Below are 20,964 nucleotides of genomic sequence, written 5' to 3'. Positions count from 1 at the left end.
GGGACTGAAGTCCCCGCCTACAGTCACGCCGTCGCTGCGCGACGGACACCGGGAACAGCGTCGTCCGGTGAGACCGGGGCGTCGCGCAGCGACTGCAGGATCGTAGGCGGGGCTTTCAAGCCCCGACGCCGCTGCACGACGACATCACCATGCGATTGCCCTGGGTCACCACGGCCTGGACTTCCGTTCGCGGCGGCCGGCTCGTAGAATTCCCCGGCAGTTGGTGGTTGCCGGCCGCGCCGGCCAGCGCCACGAACCGGCCCGATCTCACCCTGGGCCACGCAGCTTCGACCGACGAGCGGCCCACACACGCGGAGCCAGACGAACCGATGATCGACCTCGCCAGCCGCATTCGCGACGTCCCGGACTTCCCGCAGAAGGGCATCCTCTTCAAGGACATCACCACGCTCCTGAAGGACGGAGCGGCCTTTCACGAGTCCATCGACCAGATCACGAGGCGGGTCCAGGGGTGGAACGTCGATCTGGTAGTCGGGATGGAATCGCGCGGGTTCATCTTCGCCGCGCCGATCGCCTACAACCTCGGCGTCGGGTTTGCGCCCGTCCGCAAGCTCGGCAAGCTCCCGGCCGAAACGATCTCGGCCGAATACGCGCTGGAGTACGGCACCAACACCCTGGAATTGCACACCGACGCCGTGACCGAGGGACAGCGGGTGCTGGTGGTGGACGATCTGCTGGCAACCGGCGGAACCGTCGGTGCGACCATCGACCTGGTCGAGCGGCTCGGCGGCGAGGTCGCCGGCACGGCGTTCCTGGTGGAGCTGACCTTCCTCGACGGCCGTCGCCGGCTCGAAGGGTATCGGGTGACGTCGCTGGTCTCGTACTGACAAGCCGCCCGCCATTTCTGGTATACTCCGCGCCGATCTGGCCCGGCCGCCAGCCTGGAGGCGGCACTCGACAACTGAAGATTCGCGCGCTCTTATCAAGAGAGGCGGAGGGACTGGCCCGACGAAGCCCGGCAACCCCCGCTCGTCAGGCGACAGCGCCAGCGAGCAGGCAGGTGCCAATTCCGACAGGACGCCGCGCGCGTCCTGGAAGATGAGAAGCGACGATCGTCCGCGCAAGGTTCTCTCCGGAGAGCCTCTTTTTTTGCCCGCGAGTTTCCTTCGCACAGCTTCGCGCCGCCGCCGTTCGTGAGCCAGATCCCAGAGGCTGCCAACCGACCATGCGTACCGTCGAGTTCCAGAACAACGCCCTGCGGCTGATCGATCAAACTGTGCTGCCCGGCGAGCTGCGGGTGATCGAGTGCCGTACGCCCGGCGAGGTTCGCGACGCGATCCGCACCATGAAGGTGCGCGGCGCACCCGCCATCGGGGCCGCCGCCGCCTACGGCATGGCGCTGGCAGCGCAGGCTTTGGCCGCCGGTGCTCTCCCGGACGCGCTCGCGACCCTGCGCGCTGCCGGCGACGATCTCAAGTCTGCGCGCCCGACGGCGGTGAACCTCGCCTGGGCGGTGGACCGCATGCTGCGCGCAGCCGACGCCACCGCCGGGCAGGCCAACGGCGTTGACGCGCTAGCGGGCGCGCTGCTGGCCGAGGCGGACGCCATCGCCGAGGAAGACGTGGCGACCAACCGCCAGATCGGCGCGTACGGCAACACGCTGATCCCGCGGGGCGCATCGATCCTCACCCACTGCAACACCGGCTCCCTCGCCACCGTCGAGTACGGAACGGCGCTCGGGGTGATCCGCGCGGCGCACGGCGACCGCAAGGAGATCCACGTCTTCGTGGACGAGACCCGGCCGTTCCTCCAGGGCGCGCGGCTGACAGCCTGGGAGCTCGATCGGGAAGGCATCCCGCAGACGCTGATCTCCGACAACATGGCCGGCCACTTCATGCGTCGCGGCGCGGTCGATCTCGCGATCGTCGGCGCCGACCGCATCACCGCCAACGGCGACGTGGCGAACAAGATCGGGACGTACACGCTGGCCGTGCTCTGCAAGGAGCACGGCCTTCCGTTTTACGTCGCCGCGCCAACCTCGACCGTGGATCTCGCGCTGGCGAACGGCGACGACATCACCATCGAGGAGCGGTCCTCGGACGAGGTCACCCAGATCGCCGGCATGCGCATCGCCCCGGCCGGCGTGCGGGCGGCCCACCCGGCGTTCGACGTGACGCCGCACCGGCTCGTCACCGCCATCATCACCGAGCAGGGCGTCCTGCGCCCGCCGTTCGAGCCAGCCTTGCAGGCTGCCGTGGCCGCCGCCGAGGCTGCTCGCCAGACATCAGCCTCCGGGAACGAGGAGACGCGTGTTCGAGCGTAAGGATCTCGCCGATGTCGCCGTCATCGGCGGCTCGGGCTTCTACGACCTGCTCGCGGACGTGGAGCACCACGCCGTGCAGACGCCCTACGGCCCGCCCAGCGACCGCATCGCCGTTGGCGTCTACGAGGGTGTGCGGGTCGCCTTCCTGGCGCGGCACGGTCCGGGCCACCGCTACCCGCCGCACGCCATCAACTACCGGGCCAACGTCTGGGCGCTGGCCTCACTGGGCGTGACCCGCATCCTCGGGCCGAATGCGTCTGGCAGCCTCCAGCCGCACGTGAAGCCCGGCGACTTCGTGGTCGTCGATCAGTTCGTCGACCGGACCACGAACCGTCACTCGACCTTCTACGACGGCCCGCCAGTCGTCCACATCGGCGGGGCCGAGCCGTACTGCCCTGAGCTGCGCCAGCTTGCCATCGCGGCAGGGCAGGGATTGGAGATCACCGTCCACGAGACCGGTACGGTGGTCATCATTCAGGGGCCACGGTTCTCGACCGGCGCCGAGAGCCGCTGGTTCTCGTCCGCGGGCTGGGAGGTCGTCAACATGACCCAGTTCCCCGAGCAGGTGCTCGCGCGGGAGCTGGAGGTCTGCTACGTCGGGATCTCGCTGATCACCGACTACGACGTGGGGCTGGCCGGCCGCAAGGACATCGAGGCGGTCTCGGTGGCCGGCGTGATCGAGGTCTTCCATCGGAACAACGCTCGTGTCCGCGATCTGCTGCTGCGGATGATCCCGCGCATCCCGCGTGAGCGAGCCTGCATCTGCGCTACGGCGCTGACGGGAGCGGTGATCGGTTGAGCAATCAGATCGGGCTGATAACGGTCGGATCCCTCGGGCTGGACACGCTGGAGACGCCGTTCGAGCGCGTCGAGCGGGTGCTGGGCGGCTCCGCGCCGTACTTCGCGCTGGCCGCGCGGCTCTACACCGACGTGGGCATCGTGGCGGTGATCGGCGACGACTACCCGGAAGAGCACATCGAGATGCTCGACAAGAAGGGCATCAACCTGGACGGCCTGCAACGCAGCCCGGGCGAGTCGTTCTTCTGGGAGGGCAAGTACCACTACGACATGAACACCCGCGACACCATCACGACAAAGCTCGGGGTGTTCGCGGACTTCCAGCCGGTCCTGCCCGGCAGCTACCGGAAGGCGCCCTACGTCTTCCTGGCCAACATCCTGCCGACGCTCCAGATGGCGGTGCAGAAGCAGGCTGAGGCCTCGAAGCTGATGGTGCTGGACTCGATGAACCTGTGGATCGAGACCCAGAAGCCGCAGCTGACCGAGGCGATGAGCGCGTCGCACGCCATCACTATCAACGACCAGGAGGCGCGCGAGTTCGCCGGCACGCCGAGCCTGCTGGCCGCCGCCCGCCACATCATGAAGCTCGGGCCGCAGGCCGTCGTCGTCAAGAAGGGCGAGCACGGCGTGATCCTGGTCTCGGAGCACGGCGTCTTCGGCGCGCCGGCCCTGCTGCTCGAAGATGTCAAGGATCCGACCGGCGCGGGCGACTCGTTCGCCGGCGGCTTCATGGGCTACCTCGCGTCAACTGGCGATCTGTCGTTCGGCGGGATCAAGCGGGCGCTGATCCACGGGACGGCCGTCGCCTCGTTCACCTGCGAGTCGCTGGGTGTGGACCGCCTCGCCAGCATCACCCGCGACGACGTGGAGGCTCGGTACCGCGAGCTTCTCGAGTTCACCAGTTTCGAGACGGTCGCCTCCTGAGGGGCGGCCCCCTCGCCGAGCCGCACGCACGCGCGGGCTCTGAGAGAAAGGAACAACCTCGCATGGCAAGTGGCAACAACTACGATGTCAAGGACATCGGCCTCGCTGATCGTGGTCTCCTCAAGATGGAGTGGGCCGGGTCCGAGATGCCGGTCCTCAACCTGATTCGCGAGCGGTTCCGCAAGGAGAAGCCGCTGGCTGGTCTGCGCCTCTCGGCCTGCCTCCACGTGACCAGCGAGACGGCCAACCTCGCCGTCGTGCTCAAGGAGGGCGGCGCCGACATCGTCCTCTGCGCCTCCAACCCGCTCTCGACCCAGGACGACGTCGCGGCTGCCCTGGCTGGCGAGCACGGCATCCCGACCTACGCCATCAAGGGCGAGGACGAGAAGACCTACTACCAGCACATCGAGGCGGCCCTGGCCCATCGCCCGAACCTGACGATGGACGACGGCGCGGATCTCGTGACGGTGCTCCACACCCAGAAGCCGGACCTGCTGCCGAACGTCGTCGGCGGGACCGAGGAGACGACCACGGGCGTCATCCGCCTCAAGGCGATGGCGAACGACGGCGCGCTGAAGTTCCCCGTCATCGCCGTCAACGAGGCGATGACCAAGCACTTCTTCGACAACCGGTACGGCACGGGCCAGAGCACGCTGGACGGCGTGATCCGGGCCACCAACGTCCTGCTGGCCGGCAAGACCGTCGTCGTGGTCGGCTACGGCTGGTGCGGTCGTGGCGTTGCCAGCCGGGCCAAGGGCCTCGGCTCGAACGTCATCGTGACCGAGGTCGATCCGGTTCGCGCCATCGAGGCCCTGATGGATGGCTTCCAGGTCTCGACGCTCCTCGATGCGGCTCCGAAGGCGGACGTGGTCATCACCGTGACGGGCAACCTGAACGTGGTCGATGCCCAGCACGTCGCCGCCTTCAAGGACGGCGCGATCATCTGCAACTCGGGCCACTTCAACGACGAGATCAACATCCCGGCGATCGAGGCCGAGACCAAGGCGAAGCGGACCATCCGCGACTTCGTCGAGGAGTACCGTCTGAACAACGGGCGGCGGGTGTACCTGCTCGGCCAGGGCCGCCTGATCAACCTCGCGGCGGCTGAGGGCCACCCGGCGGCCGTGATGGACATGAGCTTCGCCAACCAGGCCCTGGGCGCTGAGTACATGGTCAAGAACGCCGCGACGCTGACGAACCAGGTGTACGTCGTGCCGGAGGAGATCGACCGCGAGATCGCCCGGCTCAAGCTCGACTCGATGGGTGTCAAGATCGACACGCTCACCGCCGAGCAGACGAAGTACCTGGCGTCCTGGGAACAGGGGACCTGAGAGGAGAGGGAGCCAACCGATGTCCGACACATTCATGAACGCCCCCAGCCTGCTGTTCACCTCCGAGTCGGTGACGGAAGGCCACCCGGACAAGATCTGCGATCAGATCTCGGACGCCGTCCTGGACTGGTCGCTGTCGCAGACGCCGACCGCCCGCGTCGCCTGCGAGTCCGGCATCAAGTCAGACGAGGCCGACGACTGGGTCTCGGTGTTCGGCGAGGTCACGCCGCTGCCGCCGAAGCACGTGGTGCGTGACCTCGTTCGCAAGACGCTGAACGAGATCGGCTACACCGACCGCTCGCACGGTACGTCGGGGCACACCGTCCACATCGAGGTGCACCTCTCCGGCCAGTCGGCTGACATCGCGCTCGGCGTCGACAAGGCGCTGGAGGCGAAGCAGCAGCAGTTGACGGACGACCTCGACACCGGCGCTGGCGACCAGGGCATGATGTTCGGGTTCGCCTGCAACGAGACCGATTCGTACATGCCGCTGCCAATCGACCTCGCGCACAAGCTGACGCACCGGCTAACCGAGGTCCGCAAGAACGGCACGCTGGGCTACCTGCGGCCAGACGGCAAGAGCCAGGTGACGGTGGAGTACCAGTTCGGCAAGCCGAAGCGGGTGGACACCATCGTCATCTCGACGCAGCACGCCGAGGATGTCTCCCAGGAGCAGATCCGCGCCGACCTGGAGACCTTCGTCATCAAGCCGATCGTGCCGAAGGAGTTCCTCAACGCCCAGACCCGCATCCTGATCAACCCGACCGGCCGCTTCGTCATCGGCGGCCCCTGGGGCGACTCAGGCCTGACGGGCCGCAAGATCATCGTGGACACCTACGGCGGCATGGCGCGGCACGGCGGCGGCGCGTTCTCGGGCAAGGATCCGACGAAGGTGGACCGCTCGGCGGCGTACGCTGCCCGCTACGTGGCGAAGAACATCGTGGCGGCCGGCCTGGCCGAGCGCCTCGAAGTGCAGTTGGCGTACGCCATCGGCGTGGCGAAGCCGGTCTCGATCATGGTCGAGTCGTTCGGCACGAACAAGGTCGACGAGGAGACGATCCTCGAACTGGTCAAGAAGCACTTCGATCTGCGGCCCGCCGCGATCATCAAGGAGCTTGACCTGCGCCGCCCGATCTACCAGCGGACGGCGGCCTACGGCCACTTCGGGCGCAACGACATCGATGCGCCGTGGGAGGCTATCGACAAGGCCGAGATCCTTCGCAAGGAAGCCGGCGCGGCCGTCAGCTAAGTGGTCGGGGGGTGAAACCCCCGCCTGCATTCTGCCGTTGCGTTGCGACGGTCACGATGGCGAACTGATGTCCCAGAGATCCCTCGCTTCGCACGGGTGGAGCGAGGGATCTCTTGCTTCACCCGCGAACGACTCGCCGGACCGCAGCCCGATCTGTCATCCTGAGTGGAGTTCTCAGTCGTCAGTTGTCAGGTCGTCAGTTGTCAGATGGAATGTCAGTGGGAGTCCGCCAAGGACCAGCGCTGAAGCCATGCTCACCACGGAACGGATTGCTCGGCTGAGAACTGACCGCTGATAGCTGACAACTCGCCGGAGGCCGACCGTTCGATGCGTGTGTTGATCACCGGAGTGGCCGGCTTTGCCGGTCGGCACCTCGCGGCGCATCTCTTCGCTCAGGGCGGTCACGAGATCTGGGGGCTGTCGCGTGCAGGACGCGATGTCGGGGGGCTGGACCCGGCCATCAGGATGACCGTCGCGGATCTGATGGACCGCGACTCGGTCGAGCAGGCAGTCGCAGATGCGCGCCCGGACGCCGTCTACCACCTCGCCAGTCAGGCCTCGGTGATGCGGTCGTTCGAATCGCCGCTGGAGACGCTCCAGAACAACATTGTGGGGCAGGTGCACCTGCTCGACGCTTGCGTGAAGCTCGCGCCCGAGGCCCGCATCCTGGTCATCGGCTCCAACGAGGAGTACGGGCTGACCGACCCATCAGAGCTGCCGATCGAGGAGCACAAGGAGCTGCGGCCGGTCAGTCCGTACGCCGTCAGCAAGGTCACCCAGGACATGCTGGGCCACCAGTACTTCCGAGCGCGGATGCTCCAGGTCGTTCGGGCACGCCCGTTCACGCACATCGGGCCAGGGCAAGCGCCCGGCTTCGTGACAACCGACTTCGCACAGCAGGTTGCGCGGATGGAGCTGTGCGGCGCTGAGCCGAGGATGGCCGTCGGCAACCTGAGCGGTGTGCGCGACTTCTCGGATGTGCGCGACATCGTGCGGGGCTACCGGCTGCTGATCGAGCGCGGCGAGCCGGGCGAGGTCTACAACCTCGGCTCGGGCGTGGGCCGGACGATCCAGAGCATCCTCGACGACCTGCTGGTCCTGACGACGGTCCGGCCAGAGGTCGTGGTAGACCCGGCCAGGATGCGCCCGAGCGAGATCCCCGCCATGTACGCCGACTGCTCGAAGATCGAGGCGGCCACGGGCTGGCGCACGGAGATCCCGTTCGAGCAGACGCTCCGCGACGTGCTGGACGACTGGCGGGCGCGCGTCCGAGCCTGACCGAAACGACGCAGGGGCAGTTCCCCGTACCCGCAAGACCCCAACTGATGTAGCGCCGCCTTCCGCATGCTGGAGAAGGGCAACTGGCCGGACCCAATATTGCGGGGCTGCTGACGCACCGGGGGTCTCCGAGCCAGCATGAACGAATACGCACCGTTCGACGCTGCATTCAAAGCCGACCCGTTTCCCTTGTTTCGACAGTTGCAGGTGGAGCGGCCGGTACATCGAGTGAACCTGGCCGGCGTCGGTCCGATCTGGCTTATTGCGCGCTACGATGACGCAATGGCGGTTCTCAGCGATCCTCGGTTCGTGAAGGATGCGAGGCACGTTCTTACTCCCGCACAGAAGTCACGATTCCCGAAGCTCACGCCGGCATTGGCGCTGCTTCAGCAAAGCATGCTTTCGCAGGATCCACCGAACCACACACGTCTTCGTGCATTGGTCAGTCGAGCGTTCACTCCACGGCGCATCGACGGACTACGTCCACGAATCCAGCAGTTGGCCGATGAGCTGCTGGACAAGATGGCACCGCGCGGTGAGGCCGATCTTATCACTGACTATGCACTGCCCATTCCGATAACCATCATCGGTGAGCTGCTCGGCGTGCCAGACCAAGATCGCGTGAGATTGCGTGCATGGTCGAGCGCCTTCATCTCCGCACCGCCCACAGACAAGTCCGTTGAGCAACTCGCCTCGGCCGTCGATGAGTACGTTGATTTCTTCCGGAGCCTGTTCGCTCTGCGTCGAGGCCGACCTCAGGATGACCTGATCAGCGCGCTCGTTCGTGCCGAAGGGGATGGTGATCGTCTCTCGGAGACAGAACTATTCTCAATGACATCGCTGATTCTCATCGCCGGACATGAAACGACGGCGCATCTCATCGGCAACGGCACACTGGCGTTGCTGCAGCATCCTGATCAACTGGAACGGCTTCGGCGAGAGCCGAATCTGCTCGGGCCCGCAATCGAGGAGCTACTGCGACACGCCAGCCCGGTCGAGGCCGCGACGGAACGCTGGGCAGCGGAGGACATCACTGTCGGAGGCGTCACCATTCCACGCGGTGAGCTTGTCCACGTGCTGCTTGGGTCGGCCAACCGCGATGCCAATCGCTACATCGATCCTGACACGCTCGATCTGACGCGCGACGCTCGCCAACATCTCGCGTTTGGCCACGGTATCCATTACTGCGTGGGCGCTCCACTCGCACGGCTGGAAGGCCGCATCGCGCTTGGCACGCTGATTCAGCGTCTCCCAGACCTACGACTGACAGTGCCTTTCGACCAGCTTCGTTGGCGTCCGGGAATCGTGCTGCGTGGGCTCGCTCACCTCCCGGTGGCATTTGGGCGACGGAAGTGACGGCCCTGATCGGTCAGCGCTCAACTGACGATTGCCCCTGCGTGGCGAATAGCGACGTGCGTGCCATAGTGTCAGCAGAGGCTACCGGCGGAGCTGCGGGATCAGGTCGCCCTGGACGATGATGTCCGAGACTTCCAGGCGTTCGCGCACCTGCTGGCGGACCTCGTCCAGCGGCTCGCAGTCGATCAGCTCGGCGGTGGTGGCCTCGTAGCAGCGCGAGGCCAGCGTCCGCCCAAACCGATTGACGAAGTAGTGCGACTCGTCGGCGAAGCTGCCGTCGCGGAAGATCGCCAGCCCCTCGCCGGGTCGCATCACGTCACGCCCGAGCAGCACCGTCGAGCTGGAGTCGACCCCAAGCAGGCCGAGCACCGTCGGGGCCACGTCCAGGTGGCTGCTCGCACCCTGGAACTCCTGGGCCGCCGCGCCACCGGGCAGCCGGATGACGATCGGCGTTCGCTTGACGACCTTGAAGTGGTGGTACTCGTTCCACTCCGAGAAGCCAAGGATGCCGGGCAGGTCGGCCTCGCCGCTCAGGAAGCCCTGGTGATCGCCGTACACGACCAGCACCGACCGATCCAGCAGGCCGCTCTCGCGCATCCAGCCGATGAACGTCCCCAGCTCCTGGTCGAAGTAGTGGACGGCGTGCAGATAGTCGCCCAGCATCGTGCCTTCGAGCTTGCCAAGCTTCAACGTCCGCAGATGCTCGGGGATGGTGTACGGGTGGTGGCTGGACGAGGAGAGCATGAACCCCATAAACGGCTCGTGTTGATCCATCAGGATCGGGCGCATCTGGGTGAAGAACTCGCGGTCCGAGATCCAGGCGATGACGCGCTCATTCACCTGAAACTGCTGCTCGTAGTAGGCCCGCTGGAAGCCGTAACGGGGGTGCAGCTGATTCATGTTCCAGAAGTGCGGCATCGCACCGACGGCGACAAAGGTGCCGTACCCCTGCTCCGCCAGCAGTGCCGGCATGCCGCGATACTCGTTGCGGGCGTAGCGCGCCGCCATCACGCCGACCGGCAGCGGATACAGCGACTGCATGATGGAGAACTCAGCATCGGCCGTCGAACCGAGATGCGTTGGCTCGTAGTTGTTGGCGAGGTAGATGCTCTCGCGGGTCAGCGCCGTGAGGTTCGGCGCGATGGGCTGCCCGTCGATCTCCAGCCCGATCACGAACGCCTGCGTTGACTCGGCGCTCAGCACGATCAGGTTCTTGCCCTTCGCGATGCCGAACAACTCCGAGGGCGGCGGCGTAGACTGGGCCTTGCGGTCCAGAAAGGCGCGTACGCGGGCCAGATCGGGCGCGCTGACGTCGTGCGGACGCAGCGCCAGCCCGAGCGCGAGGTCGGTCAGGTGGTACGGCAGCAGCCCGATGGCCGAGGCCACTTCCAGGCGGATCGTCGAGTAGCCGAACAGGCTGCGCGAGTCGTTCCAGACAAAGCGCATCGTCGGCAGGACCAGCAACAGCGCGGCGATCATCGGCGTCAGGCCGAGCCGCATCCGCCCGGCCAGATCTCGGGCCGGCAACGGACGAATCCAGCGGAGATACCAGACCAGCGCCAGCAGGCCGACCGGAATGTCGGCGAAGTAGACGAAATCAGACGGATCGATCAGGGTCTGGACGCTGTCGAGCACCCAGGTCAGCATCGGCGTCTGGGCCAGCGCCGAGACCGAGGTCACATCGGCGTAGAAGCGGACGTGGATCAGGTCGGCCACCGCGACGGTGGTCAGCGCCGCGCTGATGGCGAGCGTGAAGAGGGCGCGCGGCAGACGGGGCAGGAGCATCAGCAGCGGAACGGGCAGCAAGAGGGCCGCCAGCGTGGCCGTGAACATGTCGGGGTACGCGCGCATGGCGGCGACGAGGTGGAGCGGCTCAGCGCCGGCCCAGGACACGCTCGGCAGCCGCATCCCGATGTGGATCAGCTTCGCCCAGAGCACCATGACGATGACGGCGACCGGCCCGACTTCGGCCAGCCAGGCAGCGAGCGATTGCTCGGGAACGGTCGAACTTGACGGACGCGCCACAGCCCCCTCACGCCGGCAAACTGCACGGCCGGGAGGGTGCCCGCGCACACTGAGCGCCGTGCTGCCACCGACGATGATTCAATCGTCGGTGGCAGCGGATCATACCGAGTCAGTACGGCCCCAGGTGTGAAGATCTCTTCACAGTCGATGCGTGTCGGGATGCACGTTGGCGATCAGGTAACGTTTGCCGTGGTCAGCGGGTCCGGCTGGCGTCCCGAGGCCGGTTCGCGGTGCCGGCCCGCCGTGTCGAGCAGCTTCGCGACGAGCGCCGTCCAGCCGGTCTGGTGACTCGCGCCGACGCCCCGGCCATTGTCGCCATGGAAGTACTCGTAGAACGGGATGCAGTCGCTCCAGCGGGCGTCAGCCTGGAATGTGGGCACGTCCCCGAAGACGGCCCGCCGACCCTGTGCGTCGCGCAGGAAGATGCTGGCGAGGCGGCCGGCCAGGGCCGTGGCGATCTCGTCCAGGGTCAACAGCTGCCCGGAGCCGGTCGGGTACTCGACCTTGAAATCGTCGCCGTAGTAGTGGTGGAACTGCTGCAGCGACTCGATAATCAGGTAGTTGACGGGAAACCAGATCGGGCCGCGCCAGTTCGAGTTGCCGCCGAAGAGGCCGCTGTTCGACTCGCCCGGCTGGTACTGGACCATGTAGCGCGCGCCGTCCGCGTCGAGGACGTAGGGCCGCTCCAGGTGGAAGCGCGAGAGCGCCCGCACCCCGTACGGCGAGAGCAACTCGGCCTCGTCCAGCATGCGCCGCAGCACGCGCTTCATCCGGTGGCCCCGTGCGATGGCCAGCAGCCGCCGCTCGCCAAGCCCCGGCTCCTGCCAGCGCGAAACGAGGCTGGCAAGATCGGGACGGTGCTCCAGGAACCATTCGAGGCGGGCGCGGAAGTCCGGCAGGCGCGCCAGCAGGTCCGGCTCGATGGTCGTCACGGCAAACAGCGGGATCACGCCGACCATCGAGCGGATCTTCATCGGCATAGCCTGGCCGTCGCTCTGGTGGAGCACATCGCAGAAGAACTCGTCTTCGTCGTCCCACAGCGACACGCCGTTCGCGCCGAGGGTGTTCATGGCGTTGGCGATGTAGAGGAAGTGCTCGAAGAATTTGGTCGCCACGTCCTCGTAGACGCGGTTCCGGGTCGCCAGCTCCAGGGCGATGGTCAGCATGTTGAGGCAGAACATGCCCATCCAGCTGGTGCCGTCGCTCTGCTCCAGGTGGCCGCCCGTTGGCAGCGGCCGGCTGCGGTCGAAGACGCCGATGTTGTCCAGCCCCAGGAAGCCGCCTTCGAAGACGTTGTTCCCCTCCGAGTCCTTGCGGTTCACCCACCAGGTGAAGTTGAGCAGTTGCTTGTGGAAGACCCGTTCGAGGAAGTCGAGGTCAGACTGACCGCTGCGCTTCTGATCGATCTTGTAGACGCGCCAGGCGGCCCAGGCCACCACCGGCGGGTTCACGTCGCCAAAGGCCCACTCGTAGGCCGGAACCTGCCCGTTCGGGTGCTGGAACCACTCCCGCCCGAGCAGCAGCAGTTGATCCTTGGCGAAGTCAGGATCGATCAGGGCGAGCGGGATGCAGTGGAACGCCAGATCCCAGGCCGCGAACCACGGGTACTCCCAGGCATCCGGCATCGACATGATGTCCATGGCGTTGAAGTGCGGCCATTCGCGGTTGCGGCCCTGGCGACGCTCCGGCGGCGGGGGAGGCTGGCCGGGGTCGCCGTCCAGCCACTCGCGCACGTCGAAGTAGAACAGCTGCTTCGACCAGATCAACCCCGCGAACGCCTGCCGCTGCACCAGGCGCTCGTCGGCGGTCAGGGCGGCCGGATGGACGGCGGCGTAGAAGGCGTCAGCTTCGGCGATGCGCTGCGCGAACACGGCGTCGCAGTCGCGGAACGCCTCCTCGGGCGGGACCGAGCGGCCGCGAAAGGCGCGCTCGTCGTCCCAGACGCCCCATGCGCCCTCACCGCCGAACACCTCGTCCTCGAACTCGTCGTCATCCTCATGATGAGCGTTGCGCGCAGGCCGATTCCGCACGTGGCCGTTCTCACGGGGATCGTCGGCGGGGTTGACGGGCGGCGGCATGGTGGCGTCGCCGGTCAGGCGCAGGCGGATCGTCTCGGTAGCTCCGGGGGCGACACTCAGCCGATAGTGGGCGGCAGCCTTGGTGCCCTGCTGCGCCATGTTGACGCGGTCGGCCAGCCCATGCACCACGGCGTCGTTGATGCCGTCCTTGACGAATGGCGCGTAGTTCGGCGCGTTGAAGAGGCGCTGGGCATTCGTCTCGTTCTCGGTGAACAGGAGCGCGGGCGCACCCTCGCAGGTCAGCGTCGTCGGGCCAAGCTCCGGGTGCTCCGCGCGCACGACAACCTGCCCGTCGCCGCCGGTCTGCCGTCGCAGGAGCGGCTTGGGGTGCGTGTCGTGCGAGCCGCCCCAGATCCAGGTATTGCGGAACCAGAGGGACGGCAGCAGGTGCAGCTCAGCCTCGTCTGGGCCGTGGTTGGTGGCGCTGATGCGGATGAGCGTATCGTCAGGGCCGGCCTTGGCGTACTCGATCGCCACATCGAAGTAGCGATCCTCGGCAAATACGCCGGTGTCGATCAACTCGTACTCGGGCTCCTCGCGGCTGCGCCGGGCGTTGGTGTCGCAGAGGTCCGCATAGGGGAAGGCGGCCTGTGGGTACTTGTAGAGCATCTTCAGGTAGGACGCCGTGGGCGTGGCATCGAGGTAGAAGTAGTACTCCTTAACGTCTTCGCCGTGGTTCCCCTGGTTGCCGGTCAGCCCAAAGTAGCGCTCTTTGAGGATCGGGTCTCGCCCGTTCCAGAGCGCCAGCGCGAAGCACAGCCGCTGCTGGTCGTCGGAGTAGCCGCCGATGCCGTCCTCGCCCCAGCGATAGACGCGGCTGCGGGCGTCGTCGTGCGTGAAATACTCCCAGGCTGTCCCGTACGTGCTGTAGTCCTCGCGGACAGTCCCCCACTGGCGGTCGCTGAGGTATGGCCCCCAGACCTTCCAGCCCTGGGCGCCGGACCGCGCCTCGGCCAGGCGGCGCCCTTCGACGGTCTCATGGATCGACATGCTGGCTACTCCTACGCGGTGACCATCGCGCCGTCGCGCCGCCGCCGCATCCCCATCCGCTCCAGGAGCCGGTCGCCGACCCGGAGGGCGTTGGCGATGGTGGTCAGCGATGGGTTGACCGAGCTGTTCGACGGGAAGAAGCTCGCATCCACGACGTACAGGGTAGCAAGGTCATCGGTCGCCCGACAGTTACGCGGGGGACACCGTCATGGCGTGGACGCGGAGCAGCTCGGCCACGGACCACGCCTGCGCCACGCAGCCGTTCGGGGCATGGGGAGGGTCGCCATCGAAGATCTCGGAGACGCTGCCGAGGCACGCTTCCGCCTCCAGGTGGCGAAGGAGCGGCGCGACGCGCTCGCGCAGCTCGCCGAGGACGGCAGGGGTCCGCCCGCGCACGTTCACCAGGGCATCGGCGTAGGCCCCGAGCAGCCACGGCCAGACCGCGCCCTGGTGATAGACGCTGTCGCGGTGGAACGCGTCGCCGGCGTAGTGGCCATCGTAGCCCGGGCTGCCGGGGGCCAGGGAGCGCGGCCCGTACGGCGTCAGCAGCCGTTCGCGCACGACTGCCAACACCTGCTCGCCCTGCTCCCGCGTGAACGCCGACGTGGGCAGGCTGAACGCGAACAACAGATTTGGACGCAGGGTCGGGTCACCGGCGCCGTTCGGCGAGATCACATCGAACAGGTAGCCGTGCTCGGCGCTCCAGAACTGCTGCATGCCCTGGCGCGCGTGCTCGGCCAGCCGCCGGTAGCGGCTGGCGTCCACGGACAGGTGCTCCGCGAACCGCGCCATGACGCTCAGGGCGTTGAGCCAGAGCGCGTTCACCTCGACCGGCTTGCCGTAGCGCGGCGTCACCACCCAGTCGCCGATGCGGGCGTCCATCCAGGTGAGCTGGACGCCCGGCTCGCCGGCCTGGAGGAGCCCGTCCGCCGGATCCGCGCGGATGCAGTGGCGGGCGCCGCGCAGATGCCAGTCGATCACGCCGGTCAGCAGCGGGAACTGCTCGTGCACGAGCGTGTCGTCGCCGCTGAGCCGCCAGTATCGGTCGAGGGCGTGAAACCACCACAGCGTGGCATCGACCGTGTTGTACTCGGGCGCTTCGCCGTGGTCGGGAAAGCGATTCGGCAGCAGGCCCCGGTCGCAGTACCGCGCAAACGTCCGGAGGATCTCGCGGGCCTCGGCGAAGCGCTGCGTGGTCAGGGTCAGGCCGGGCAGCGCGATCATCGTGTCGCGGCCCCAGTCGCCAAACCAGGGGTAGCCGGCGATGACCGTCGTGCCGTCCGTCGAGGCGCGCCGAACCAGGAACTGGTCGGCAGCCGCCACCAGCCGCTCTGACGCGCGGGAGGGCGGCAGAGCGGCTGCCAGCACTTGCTCGCGGCGACGGCGAACGGCCTGCTCGGCCAGCTCGTCGGTGGTCGGCCAGCAGTCGAGCGGCTCGGCGGACGCCAGCAGATCGACACGGCCGCCGGCCGCCAGCCGCACGTCGAGAATGCCCAGGCAGTAGTTGTCCTCAACGGAATTGAGACCGCGCGCCGCCTCCTCGGGGTAGGCGTAGCTCCAGTACCACTGGCCGGACGGCCGGTAGTCGGCGGGCGCGTCGCTGTGCCAGCTCAGCGTCCAGGACGGCGCGCCGTCCCAGGCGGCCACCCGCAGGCGGCCAGCGCCGCCCTCGGCCGGCAGACGCTCCTGCACGAAGCGCCAGTCCGGCCGCCCGTGGGTATCGCCATGGAAGTCGCGCGAGTTCGCCAGCACCTTGAGTTCGAGGCGCACGGGCGGGCCGACCTCCAGCTGGTAGCTGACGGCTACGGCATTGTGGCCGGGCAGGCTGGCGACACGCTTGACCAACCTACCAGGGCCCACCCCGAACGTCCAGGTCGGCACCGGCTCGGGCTCGAAGGCGGTCAGGTGGCGGAAGCCCTCCGGCGCGGTGATTCCCGACGCCCAGAGGTTGGTTGCCAGGTCGTAGACCTCGCCGCCGACGATCGCCGTCTCGTCGAGCCGCGAGAGGAGCACGGTCCGCCGGCCGGGCGGCTCCAGCGCGGCCACGAGGAGGCCATGATAGCGGCGGGTGTTTGCGCCGCTGACGGTGGCGCTGGCGTACCCGCCGAGGCCGTTGGTGCTGAGCCATTCGCGCAGATCAGGTCGGTCCATCGCTGCCCGTCCCTCGGAGCCGTAGGGCGCCCTGCGCGACCTCGCAGCAGACCTTCATGGGCTACAGGCGGGCGGTCTCCGCCACAGCGCACTGCTGGCAGGCGGCGCACACGCCGAGCAGCTGGGTGTGATAGGCCCGGATGCTGAAGCCGGTCTCGGCAGCGGCCTGCTGGATCGTCTCCAACGAGGGCGGCGCGACCGCATCCACGAGATCCCCGCATGCCGTGCAGAGCGCGTGATCGTGACGGTCGGTGCGCGCGTCGAAGCGGCTGGCATGGTCGCCAAACGAGAGCTGCAGGATGATGCCGTGATCGGCCAGGGCGTGCAGGGCGTTGTAGACCGTGGCGAACGCGATGCCCGGCTGCACCCGCCGCACCCGCTCGTAGATGTCGGCGGCGCGCGGGTGATCGTTGCTGGCGCGCACGGCGTCAAGGATGGCCTGCCGCTGCGGCGTCATCCGCAGCGACGACCGCCCATTTCGGTCGTCCGCTCCGTCACAGGCTCCGTGGCAGTCCGGGTCCGCGCTCATCGCATCGCCTCGGCGGTGTACTGGGCGGGGCACGTTCACGTCTCGGATCGCGAGGCGGCCCCCTCAGACCTAGTGCTTGAAGTGTCGCTGGTGGGTGAAGATCATCGCCATGTGGTGACGGTTCGCCACCTCGATGGCCTGCTGATCGCGGATCGAGCCGCCCGGGTGGATGACCGCCGTGACGCCGGCCGCCGCCGCCCGCTCGATACCGTCCGGGAACGGGAAGAAGGCATCGGACGCCATCACCGCGCCGGCTGCACGGTCGCCGGCCTTCCGGCAGGCCAGATCGACGGCGTCTACCCGGCTCGGCTGCCCGGCGCCCAGGCCGACCAGCTGGAGGCCGCGCGCCAGCACGATGCCGTGCGAGTGGACGTGCTTGACGGCCCGCCACGCGAAGAGGAGGCTGGTCAGCTCGGAGAGGGTGGGCGGGCGCGTGGTGACCACGTCGCGGGTCAGCATGTTCTCGGGGAGGGCATCGCGGGTCTGCACCAGCCAGCCGCCCACCACGCGCTTGAAGTCGAGGTCGCCGGCCTCGATCTCGCCGGGCCGCTCCGGCTGGTAGCCGGTCGCCATGATGCGGAGATCGCGCTTCTTCTGGAGGACGGCCAGCGCCTCGGGGGTGTAGTCCGGGGCGATCAAGTCCTCGAAGAAGACCTCGGCGATCTCGCGGGCGGCCGCCTCGTTGACGGTCCGGTTGAAGCTGATCGCGCCGCCGAACGCCGTTTGCGGATCGCCGGCCACGGCCCGCCGATAGGTCTCGGCGAGATCGTCGCCGCAGGCCAGCCCGACCGGGTTGCCGTGCTTGACGATGGCGACCGTTGGCGCGGAGAAGTCGGCCACGATGCGCCAGGCAGCGTCGAGGTCGTAGGTGTTATTGAAGGCGAGCTGTTTGCCGTGTAGCTGTCGGCCGCTGACGACGCCGCGCGGCAGGCTGCGGATGGTGCTGTCGGCATAGAACGCGGCCAGCTGATGCGGGTTCTCGCCGTACCGCAGCTCGCCGATCTTCTTCATGGCGAGCGTCAGGTGATCCGGGAACAGCTCGTCGGCGCTCCGCAGGTAGCCCGAGATGTGGGTGTCGTAGACGGCGCAGTGCTGGAACGCCTTGGCCGCCAGCCGCCTGCGAATCCCCTGGCCCACGTTGCCGGCGTCGCTGGCCAGCTCGTCGAGGACGGTCCCGTAGTCCATCGGGTCGCAGATCGGCACGACCTGGGCGAAGTTCTTGGCCGCCGCCCGCAGGAGCGTCACGCCGCCGATGTCGATGTTCTCCAGCACGTTCGCGAGATCCTGGCCGGAGCCCTTGGCGGTCTCGCGGAACGGGTAGAGGTTACAGACCACGAAATCGATGGGCGATGCGCCGACGCGGTCCATCTCTTCGAGATGGCCGGGGTCATGGCGCAACCCGAGAATGCCGGCGTAGATCAGCGGGTGCAAGGTCTTGACGCGACCGCCCAGGATCTCGGGGAAGCCGGTCAGCTCCTGAATACCGCGCACGGCGACGCCACTCTCACGGAGCATGGCTTCGGTGTTGCCAGTGGCGATCAGCTCGACGCCGCGATCGGCCAGCCCACGAGCGAAGTCCACCACACCAGTCTTGTCGAACACGCTGATCAGCGCGCGCATCTCATCCTCGGCGCCGGCACTCTGCCCGGACGAATGATTCAGTCAGTTCTCGGCATTCTACTGCATCGAGCGCACGTTCTCCGAAGCACAGCAGCTGCAGGTCAGGGCGATTGCATGTTGATGTCGTCGTGCCGCGGCGTCGGGGACTGAAGTCCCCGCCTACCATCCTGCAGTCGCTGCGCGACGCTCCAGTCGCACCAGTCCCTGTCCGTGCCCGGTGTCCGTCGCGCAGCGACGGCGTGACTGTAGGCGGGGACTTCAGTCCCCGACCTCGCGTGTGACGGTGCCTCGGGAGCACCAACAGACATGCAATCGCCCTGATGCTGCTACCAGTGCAATCGTATGTTGAGCGCGTCGTGTCGCCGCGTCGGGGCTTGAAAGCCCCGCCTACACTCCTGCAGTCGCTGCGCGACGCTCCAGGCTCGCCAGCCCCAGCCGTTCCCTGCGTCCGTCGCGCAGCGACTGCAGGAGTGTAGGCGGGGACTTCAGTCCCCGACCGCCCGTTCCATGATGCTCCGGGAACACCAATGAACATGCAATCGCCCTGAGCTGCAGGTGTCCTGTCAACGTTGGTGCACTGTACGAACCAGTCGCTCGATCTCGTGATAGGCCCGAGCGAACGACGGCGAACGTCCGAGTGCTCCATCGATATTGAACATCGCGGTGAAACGTGTCTGATGCCTCATCGGTGCGTAGGCCTGTCGCTCTCGCATGTTCGACGTGAGCCACCCCTTCGGATCCCGAAGCGCATCCGGATCACCGGGAACTTCCACGCCGTCAGTCAGGCCGCGATCGTGCATCAACAGGTCGGCCTGCAACGAGCCAGGCTTCGTACTCACGCTCAGCCCACAGGACCGCCAGTGGCCGACCGCCTGCCAGCGGCTCCAGAACTCGGGCCAGTTCGTCACCAAGCAAGCCCGGTGGTTGACCGTGCCGGAACGGCGTTCGCCCTGTCTTCAGCCTCACCTTCAACGACGGATACGATACGAGGAAGCTCGGTCACGAGGCCGAAACCGCGGTTCTGGACTCAAACGCACGCACGTCCCGCTCGGGGCGGAACTGCCGTGACCGCATCAACTCGCCAGCGGTAAAGAGCCCAGCCGCGATCAGGCTCTGACTCACAGTATCGACCGCACCGATCGTCGTCCGTCCACCATGCCGCGACACCACCCGAAGCATCGACACGTCGAGGTCGTCCTGATCCAGCATCGCCGCGCTGTGGGAGGTCGCAAACACCTGGGTTGAAAGCGCTGCCTCCTGCATCGCCTCCAGCAGGAGCGGTGCGGCGCCCGGATGGACAGCACTTTCCGGCTCCTCCAACTCCACGAGCGTGACGGACGATCCTCCCGCCATACTGCCCTGGTACAGTGCGACGAGCACGCCAAGGGTCCGAAGCGTGCCGTAGGACATTTCACTCGCGGAGAACGAGACCGGCGCTTCTGCACGCTCGAGCACCTGCTCGAACCGAAGCACCTCGAAATTGTCGATCGTCGATACTGAGATACCGCTGACTCCCGGTGTGACCACGCGGAGTACATCCGTCACCGCGTCAGCCGGTCGCCAGCCAAACTGATTCGTGCTCTGCAGCCGCCTGTAGATGCCCGCGACATTCGACCCATCAGCGCGAAGACGCTCGCTGCCATCGATTTCTTGTGGCTTCCGCATCGGTGCATCGTGCAGGCTGTAGAAGGCCAGCCCGCGCAGGGCACGGAGAATCGTTCCGTACGGCACATGATCGGCAAGGTGCGGGAGCACGAGCGTCTGTGTCCCTCCGTCGGGAACGATCCGCGGCACAAACTGCACTCCACGAGCATCATGCCATTCGCTCCCGTCTTGGCGAATGACATAGTTCGCCACCTCGACATCGCTGGCTGCAGGCCCTGTCGGTGAACGCCGCACCGTGCAGCGCTCCTCGACTATGCGTGCGGCGCCGGCAGATCTGGCAAGCTCGATACTGTACGTGGCACCTTGCTGATCGGAGATCGATACTTCGATCTCAATTCGGAGCCGAGCATTCGGGTCGTCGCTTGCCCAGCGCGACAGGAGGCTGACGATGCCGCCCCGCCTGAGAACAGCGGCCTCCAGACCACCGTTCAGCGCGTCGGCCACGAGATCCAGCGCATGCAGGAAATTGCTCTTGCCGGAGCCATTCGGCCCGATCAGGATGGTTAGCGGCCCCAGCGCGATGTCGCAGTCCTCAATGCTGCGGAAGTTGTTGATCCGCACGCGCCGAATCATCGGCACTGGGACCGACCTGAGCGCCCTGCGCCATCCTCCCACTCGAAGTTCCGCGAACTGCAACGGGCTGCAACACAGTGTACGACGTATCCGTGGCGCACCTCAGGTCATGTCGA

Annotated in this window: 15 protein-coding genes and 1 riboswitch; of the genes, 8 read left to right on the top strand and 7 right to left on the bottom strand. The window is 67.1% G+C overall.

Annotated elements, in window-relative coordinates:
* Positions 1–329 precede the first annotated feature (329 nt).
* The 8 genes from IT306_05435 (at position 330) to IT306_05400 (ending at position 9,217) form a co-directional block, all read left to right on the top strand.
* Positions 330–845: an adenine phosphoribosyltransferase gene (locus IT306_05435; protein ID MCC7367841.1), complete on the top strand. Its 516-nt coding sequence runs from the start codon at positions 330–332 to the stop codon at positions 843–845.
* Positions 846–934: 89 nt separating this feature from the next.
* Positions 935–1,063: riboswitch (SAM riboswitch) on the top strand.
* Between the two features lie 120 nt (positions 1,064–1,183).
* The gene (mtnA, locus tag IT306_05430; protein ID MCC7367840.1) at positions 1,184–2,281 is read left to right on the top strand and encodes an S-methyl-5-thioribose-1-phosphate isomerase; all 1,098 of its coding nucleotides are present in this window, start codon (positions 1,184–1,186) and stop codon (positions 2,279–2,281) included.
* The gene (locus tag IT306_05425; GenBank protein ID MCC7367839.1) at positions 2,268–3,080 is read left to right on the top strand and encodes an S-methyl-5'-thioadenosine phosphorylase; all 813 of its coding nucleotides are present in this window, start codon (positions 2,268–2,270) and stop codon (positions 3,078–3,080) included. The genes mtnA and IT306_05425 overlap by 14 nt, the downstream gene beginning before the upstream one ends.
* A gap of 8 nt (positions 3,081–3,088) precedes the next feature.
* The gene (locus IT306_05420; GenBank protein MCC7367838.1) at positions 3,089–4,003 is read left to right on the top strand and encodes a sugar kinase; all 915 of its coding nucleotides are present in this window, start codon (positions 3,089–3,091) and stop codon (positions 4,001–4,003) included.
* A gap of 62 nt (positions 4,004–4,065) precedes the next feature.
* Positions 4,066–5,334 (top strand): adenosylhomocysteinase, encoded by a 1,269-nt coding sequence (locus IT306_05415; protein ID MCC7367837.1) that lies wholly within the window; start codon positions 4,066–4,068, stop codon positions 5,332–5,334.
* A gap of 19 nt (positions 5,335–5,353) precedes the next feature.
* Positions 5,354–6,583: a methionine adenosyltransferase gene (locus tag IT306_05410; protein ID MCC7367836.1), complete on the top strand. Its 1,230-nt coding sequence runs from the start codon at positions 5,354–5,356 to the stop codon at positions 6,581–6,583.
* 327 nt (positions 6,584–6,910) lie between these two features.
* Positions 6,911–7,861, top strand: a complete 951-nt coding sequence (locus tag IT306_05405; protein MCC7367835.1) for a GDP-mannose 4,6-dehydratase — start codon at positions 6,911–6,913, stop codon at positions 7,859–7,861.
* A 138-nt stretch (positions 7,862–7,999) separates the two neighbouring features.
* Positions 8,000–9,217 (top strand): cytochrome P450, encoded by a 1,218-nt coding sequence (locus tag IT306_05400; GenBank protein ID MCC7367834.1) that lies wholly within the window; start codon positions 8,000–8,002, stop codon positions 9,215–9,217.
* An 81-nt stretch (positions 9,218–9,298) separates the two neighbouring features.
* On the opposite strand, the gene IT306_05395 is transcribed toward IT306_05400, so the two are convergent.
* The 7 genes from IT306_05395 to IT306_05365 all read right to left on the bottom strand — a co-directional run bounded on the left by IT306_05395 (position 9,299) and on the right by IT306_05365 (position 20,836).
* On the bottom strand, positions 9,299–11,242 hold the full coding sequence (locus IT306_05395; GenBank protein MCC7367833.1) for an LTA synthase family protein: 1,944 nt from the start codon (positions 11,240–11,242) through the stop codon (positions 9,299–9,301).
* Between the two features lie 173 nt (positions 11,243–11,415).
* A complete protein-coding gene (locus IT306_05390) occupies positions 11,416–14,310 on the bottom strand; it encodes a glucosidase (protein ID MCC7367832.1) in 2,895 nt (964 codons plus the stop codon).
* Positions 14,311–14,321: 11 nt separating this feature from the next.
* Positions 14,322–14,471: a hypothetical protein gene (locus IT306_05385; GenBank protein ID MCC7367831.1), complete on the bottom strand. Its 150-nt coding sequence runs from the start codon at positions 14,469–14,471 to the stop codon at positions 14,322–14,324.
* Between the two features lie 28 nt (positions 14,472–14,499).
* A complete protein-coding gene (locus IT306_05380) occupies positions 14,500–16,461 on the bottom strand; it encodes a glycogen debranching enzyme family protein (GenBank protein ID MCC7367830.1) in 1,962 nt (653 codons plus the stop codon).
* A gap of 61 nt (positions 16,462–16,522) precedes the next feature.
* Positions 16,523–16,990, bottom strand: coding sequence for a transcriptional repressor (locus IT306_05375; protein ID MCC7367829.1), 468 nt, complete (start codon positions 16,988–16,990; stop codon positions 16,523–16,525).
* Positions 16,991–17,059: 69 nt separating this feature from the next.
* The gene (gene purH / locus IT306_05370; GenBank protein ID MCC7367828.1) at positions 17,060–18,610 is read right to left on the bottom strand and encodes a bifunctional phosphoribosylaminoimidazolecarboxamide formyltransferase/IMP cyclohydrolase; all 1,551 of its coding nucleotides are present in this window, start codon (positions 18,608–18,610) and stop codon (positions 17,060–17,062) included.
* A 999-nt stretch (positions 18,611–19,609) separates the two neighbouring features.
* Positions 19,610–20,836, bottom strand: coding sequence for an AAA family ATPase (locus IT306_05365; protein ID MCC7367827.1), 1,227 nt, complete (start codon positions 20,834–20,836; stop codon positions 19,610–19,612).
* Positions 20,837–20,964: the final 128 nt, after the last annotated feature.

The sequence above is a fragment of the Chloroflexota bacterium genome (genome assembly GCA_020850535.1).
Taxonomy (GTDB): Bacteria; Chloroflexota; UBA6077; order UBA6077; family JACCZL01; genus JADZEM01.
Note: the sequence above shows the minus strand (reverse complement) of the source record. Positions and strands in the feature narration are given on the sequence as shown.

Bases quoted from the DNA above. Each gene is read 5' to 3' on its own strand.
- IT306_05375 (MCC7367829.1), bottom strand. From the start codon at position 16,990: ATGAGCGCGGACCCGGACTGCCACGGAGCCTGTGACGGAGCGGACGAC.
- IT306_05400 (MCC7367834.1), top strand. From the start codon at position 8,000: ATGAACGAATACGCACCGTTCGACGCTGCATTCAAAGCCGACCCGTTT.
- IT306_05390 (MCC7367832.1), bottom strand. From the start codon at position 14,310: ATGTCGATCCATGAGACCGTCGAAGGGCGCCGCCTGGCCGAGGCGCGG.
- mtnA (MCC7367840.1), top strand. From the start codon at position 1,184: ATGCGTACCGTCGAGTTCCAGAACAACGCCCTGCGGCTGATCGATCAA.
- IT306_05405 (MCC7367835.1), top strand. From the start codon at position 6,911: ATGCGTGTGTTGATCACCGGAGTGGCCGGCTTTGCCGGTCGGCACCTC.
- IT306_05435 (MCC7367841.1), top strand. From the start codon at position 330: ATGATCGACCTCGCCAGCCGCATTCGCGACGTCCCGGACTTCCCGCAG.
- purH (MCC7367828.1), bottom strand. From the start codon at position 18,610: ATGCGCGCGCTGATCAGCGTGTTCGACAAGACTGGTGTGGTGGACTTC.
- IT306_05380 (MCC7367830.1), bottom strand. From the start codon at position 16,461: ATGGACCGACCTGATCTGCGCGAATGGCTCAGCACCAACGGCCTCGGC.
- IT306_05410 (MCC7367836.1), top strand. From the start codon at position 5,354: ATGTCCGACACATTCATGAACGCCCCCAGCCTGCTGTTCACCTCCGAG.
- IT306_05415 (MCC7367837.1), top strand. From the start codon at position 4,066: ATGGCAAGTGGCAACAACTACGATGTCAAGGACATCGGCCTCGCTGAT.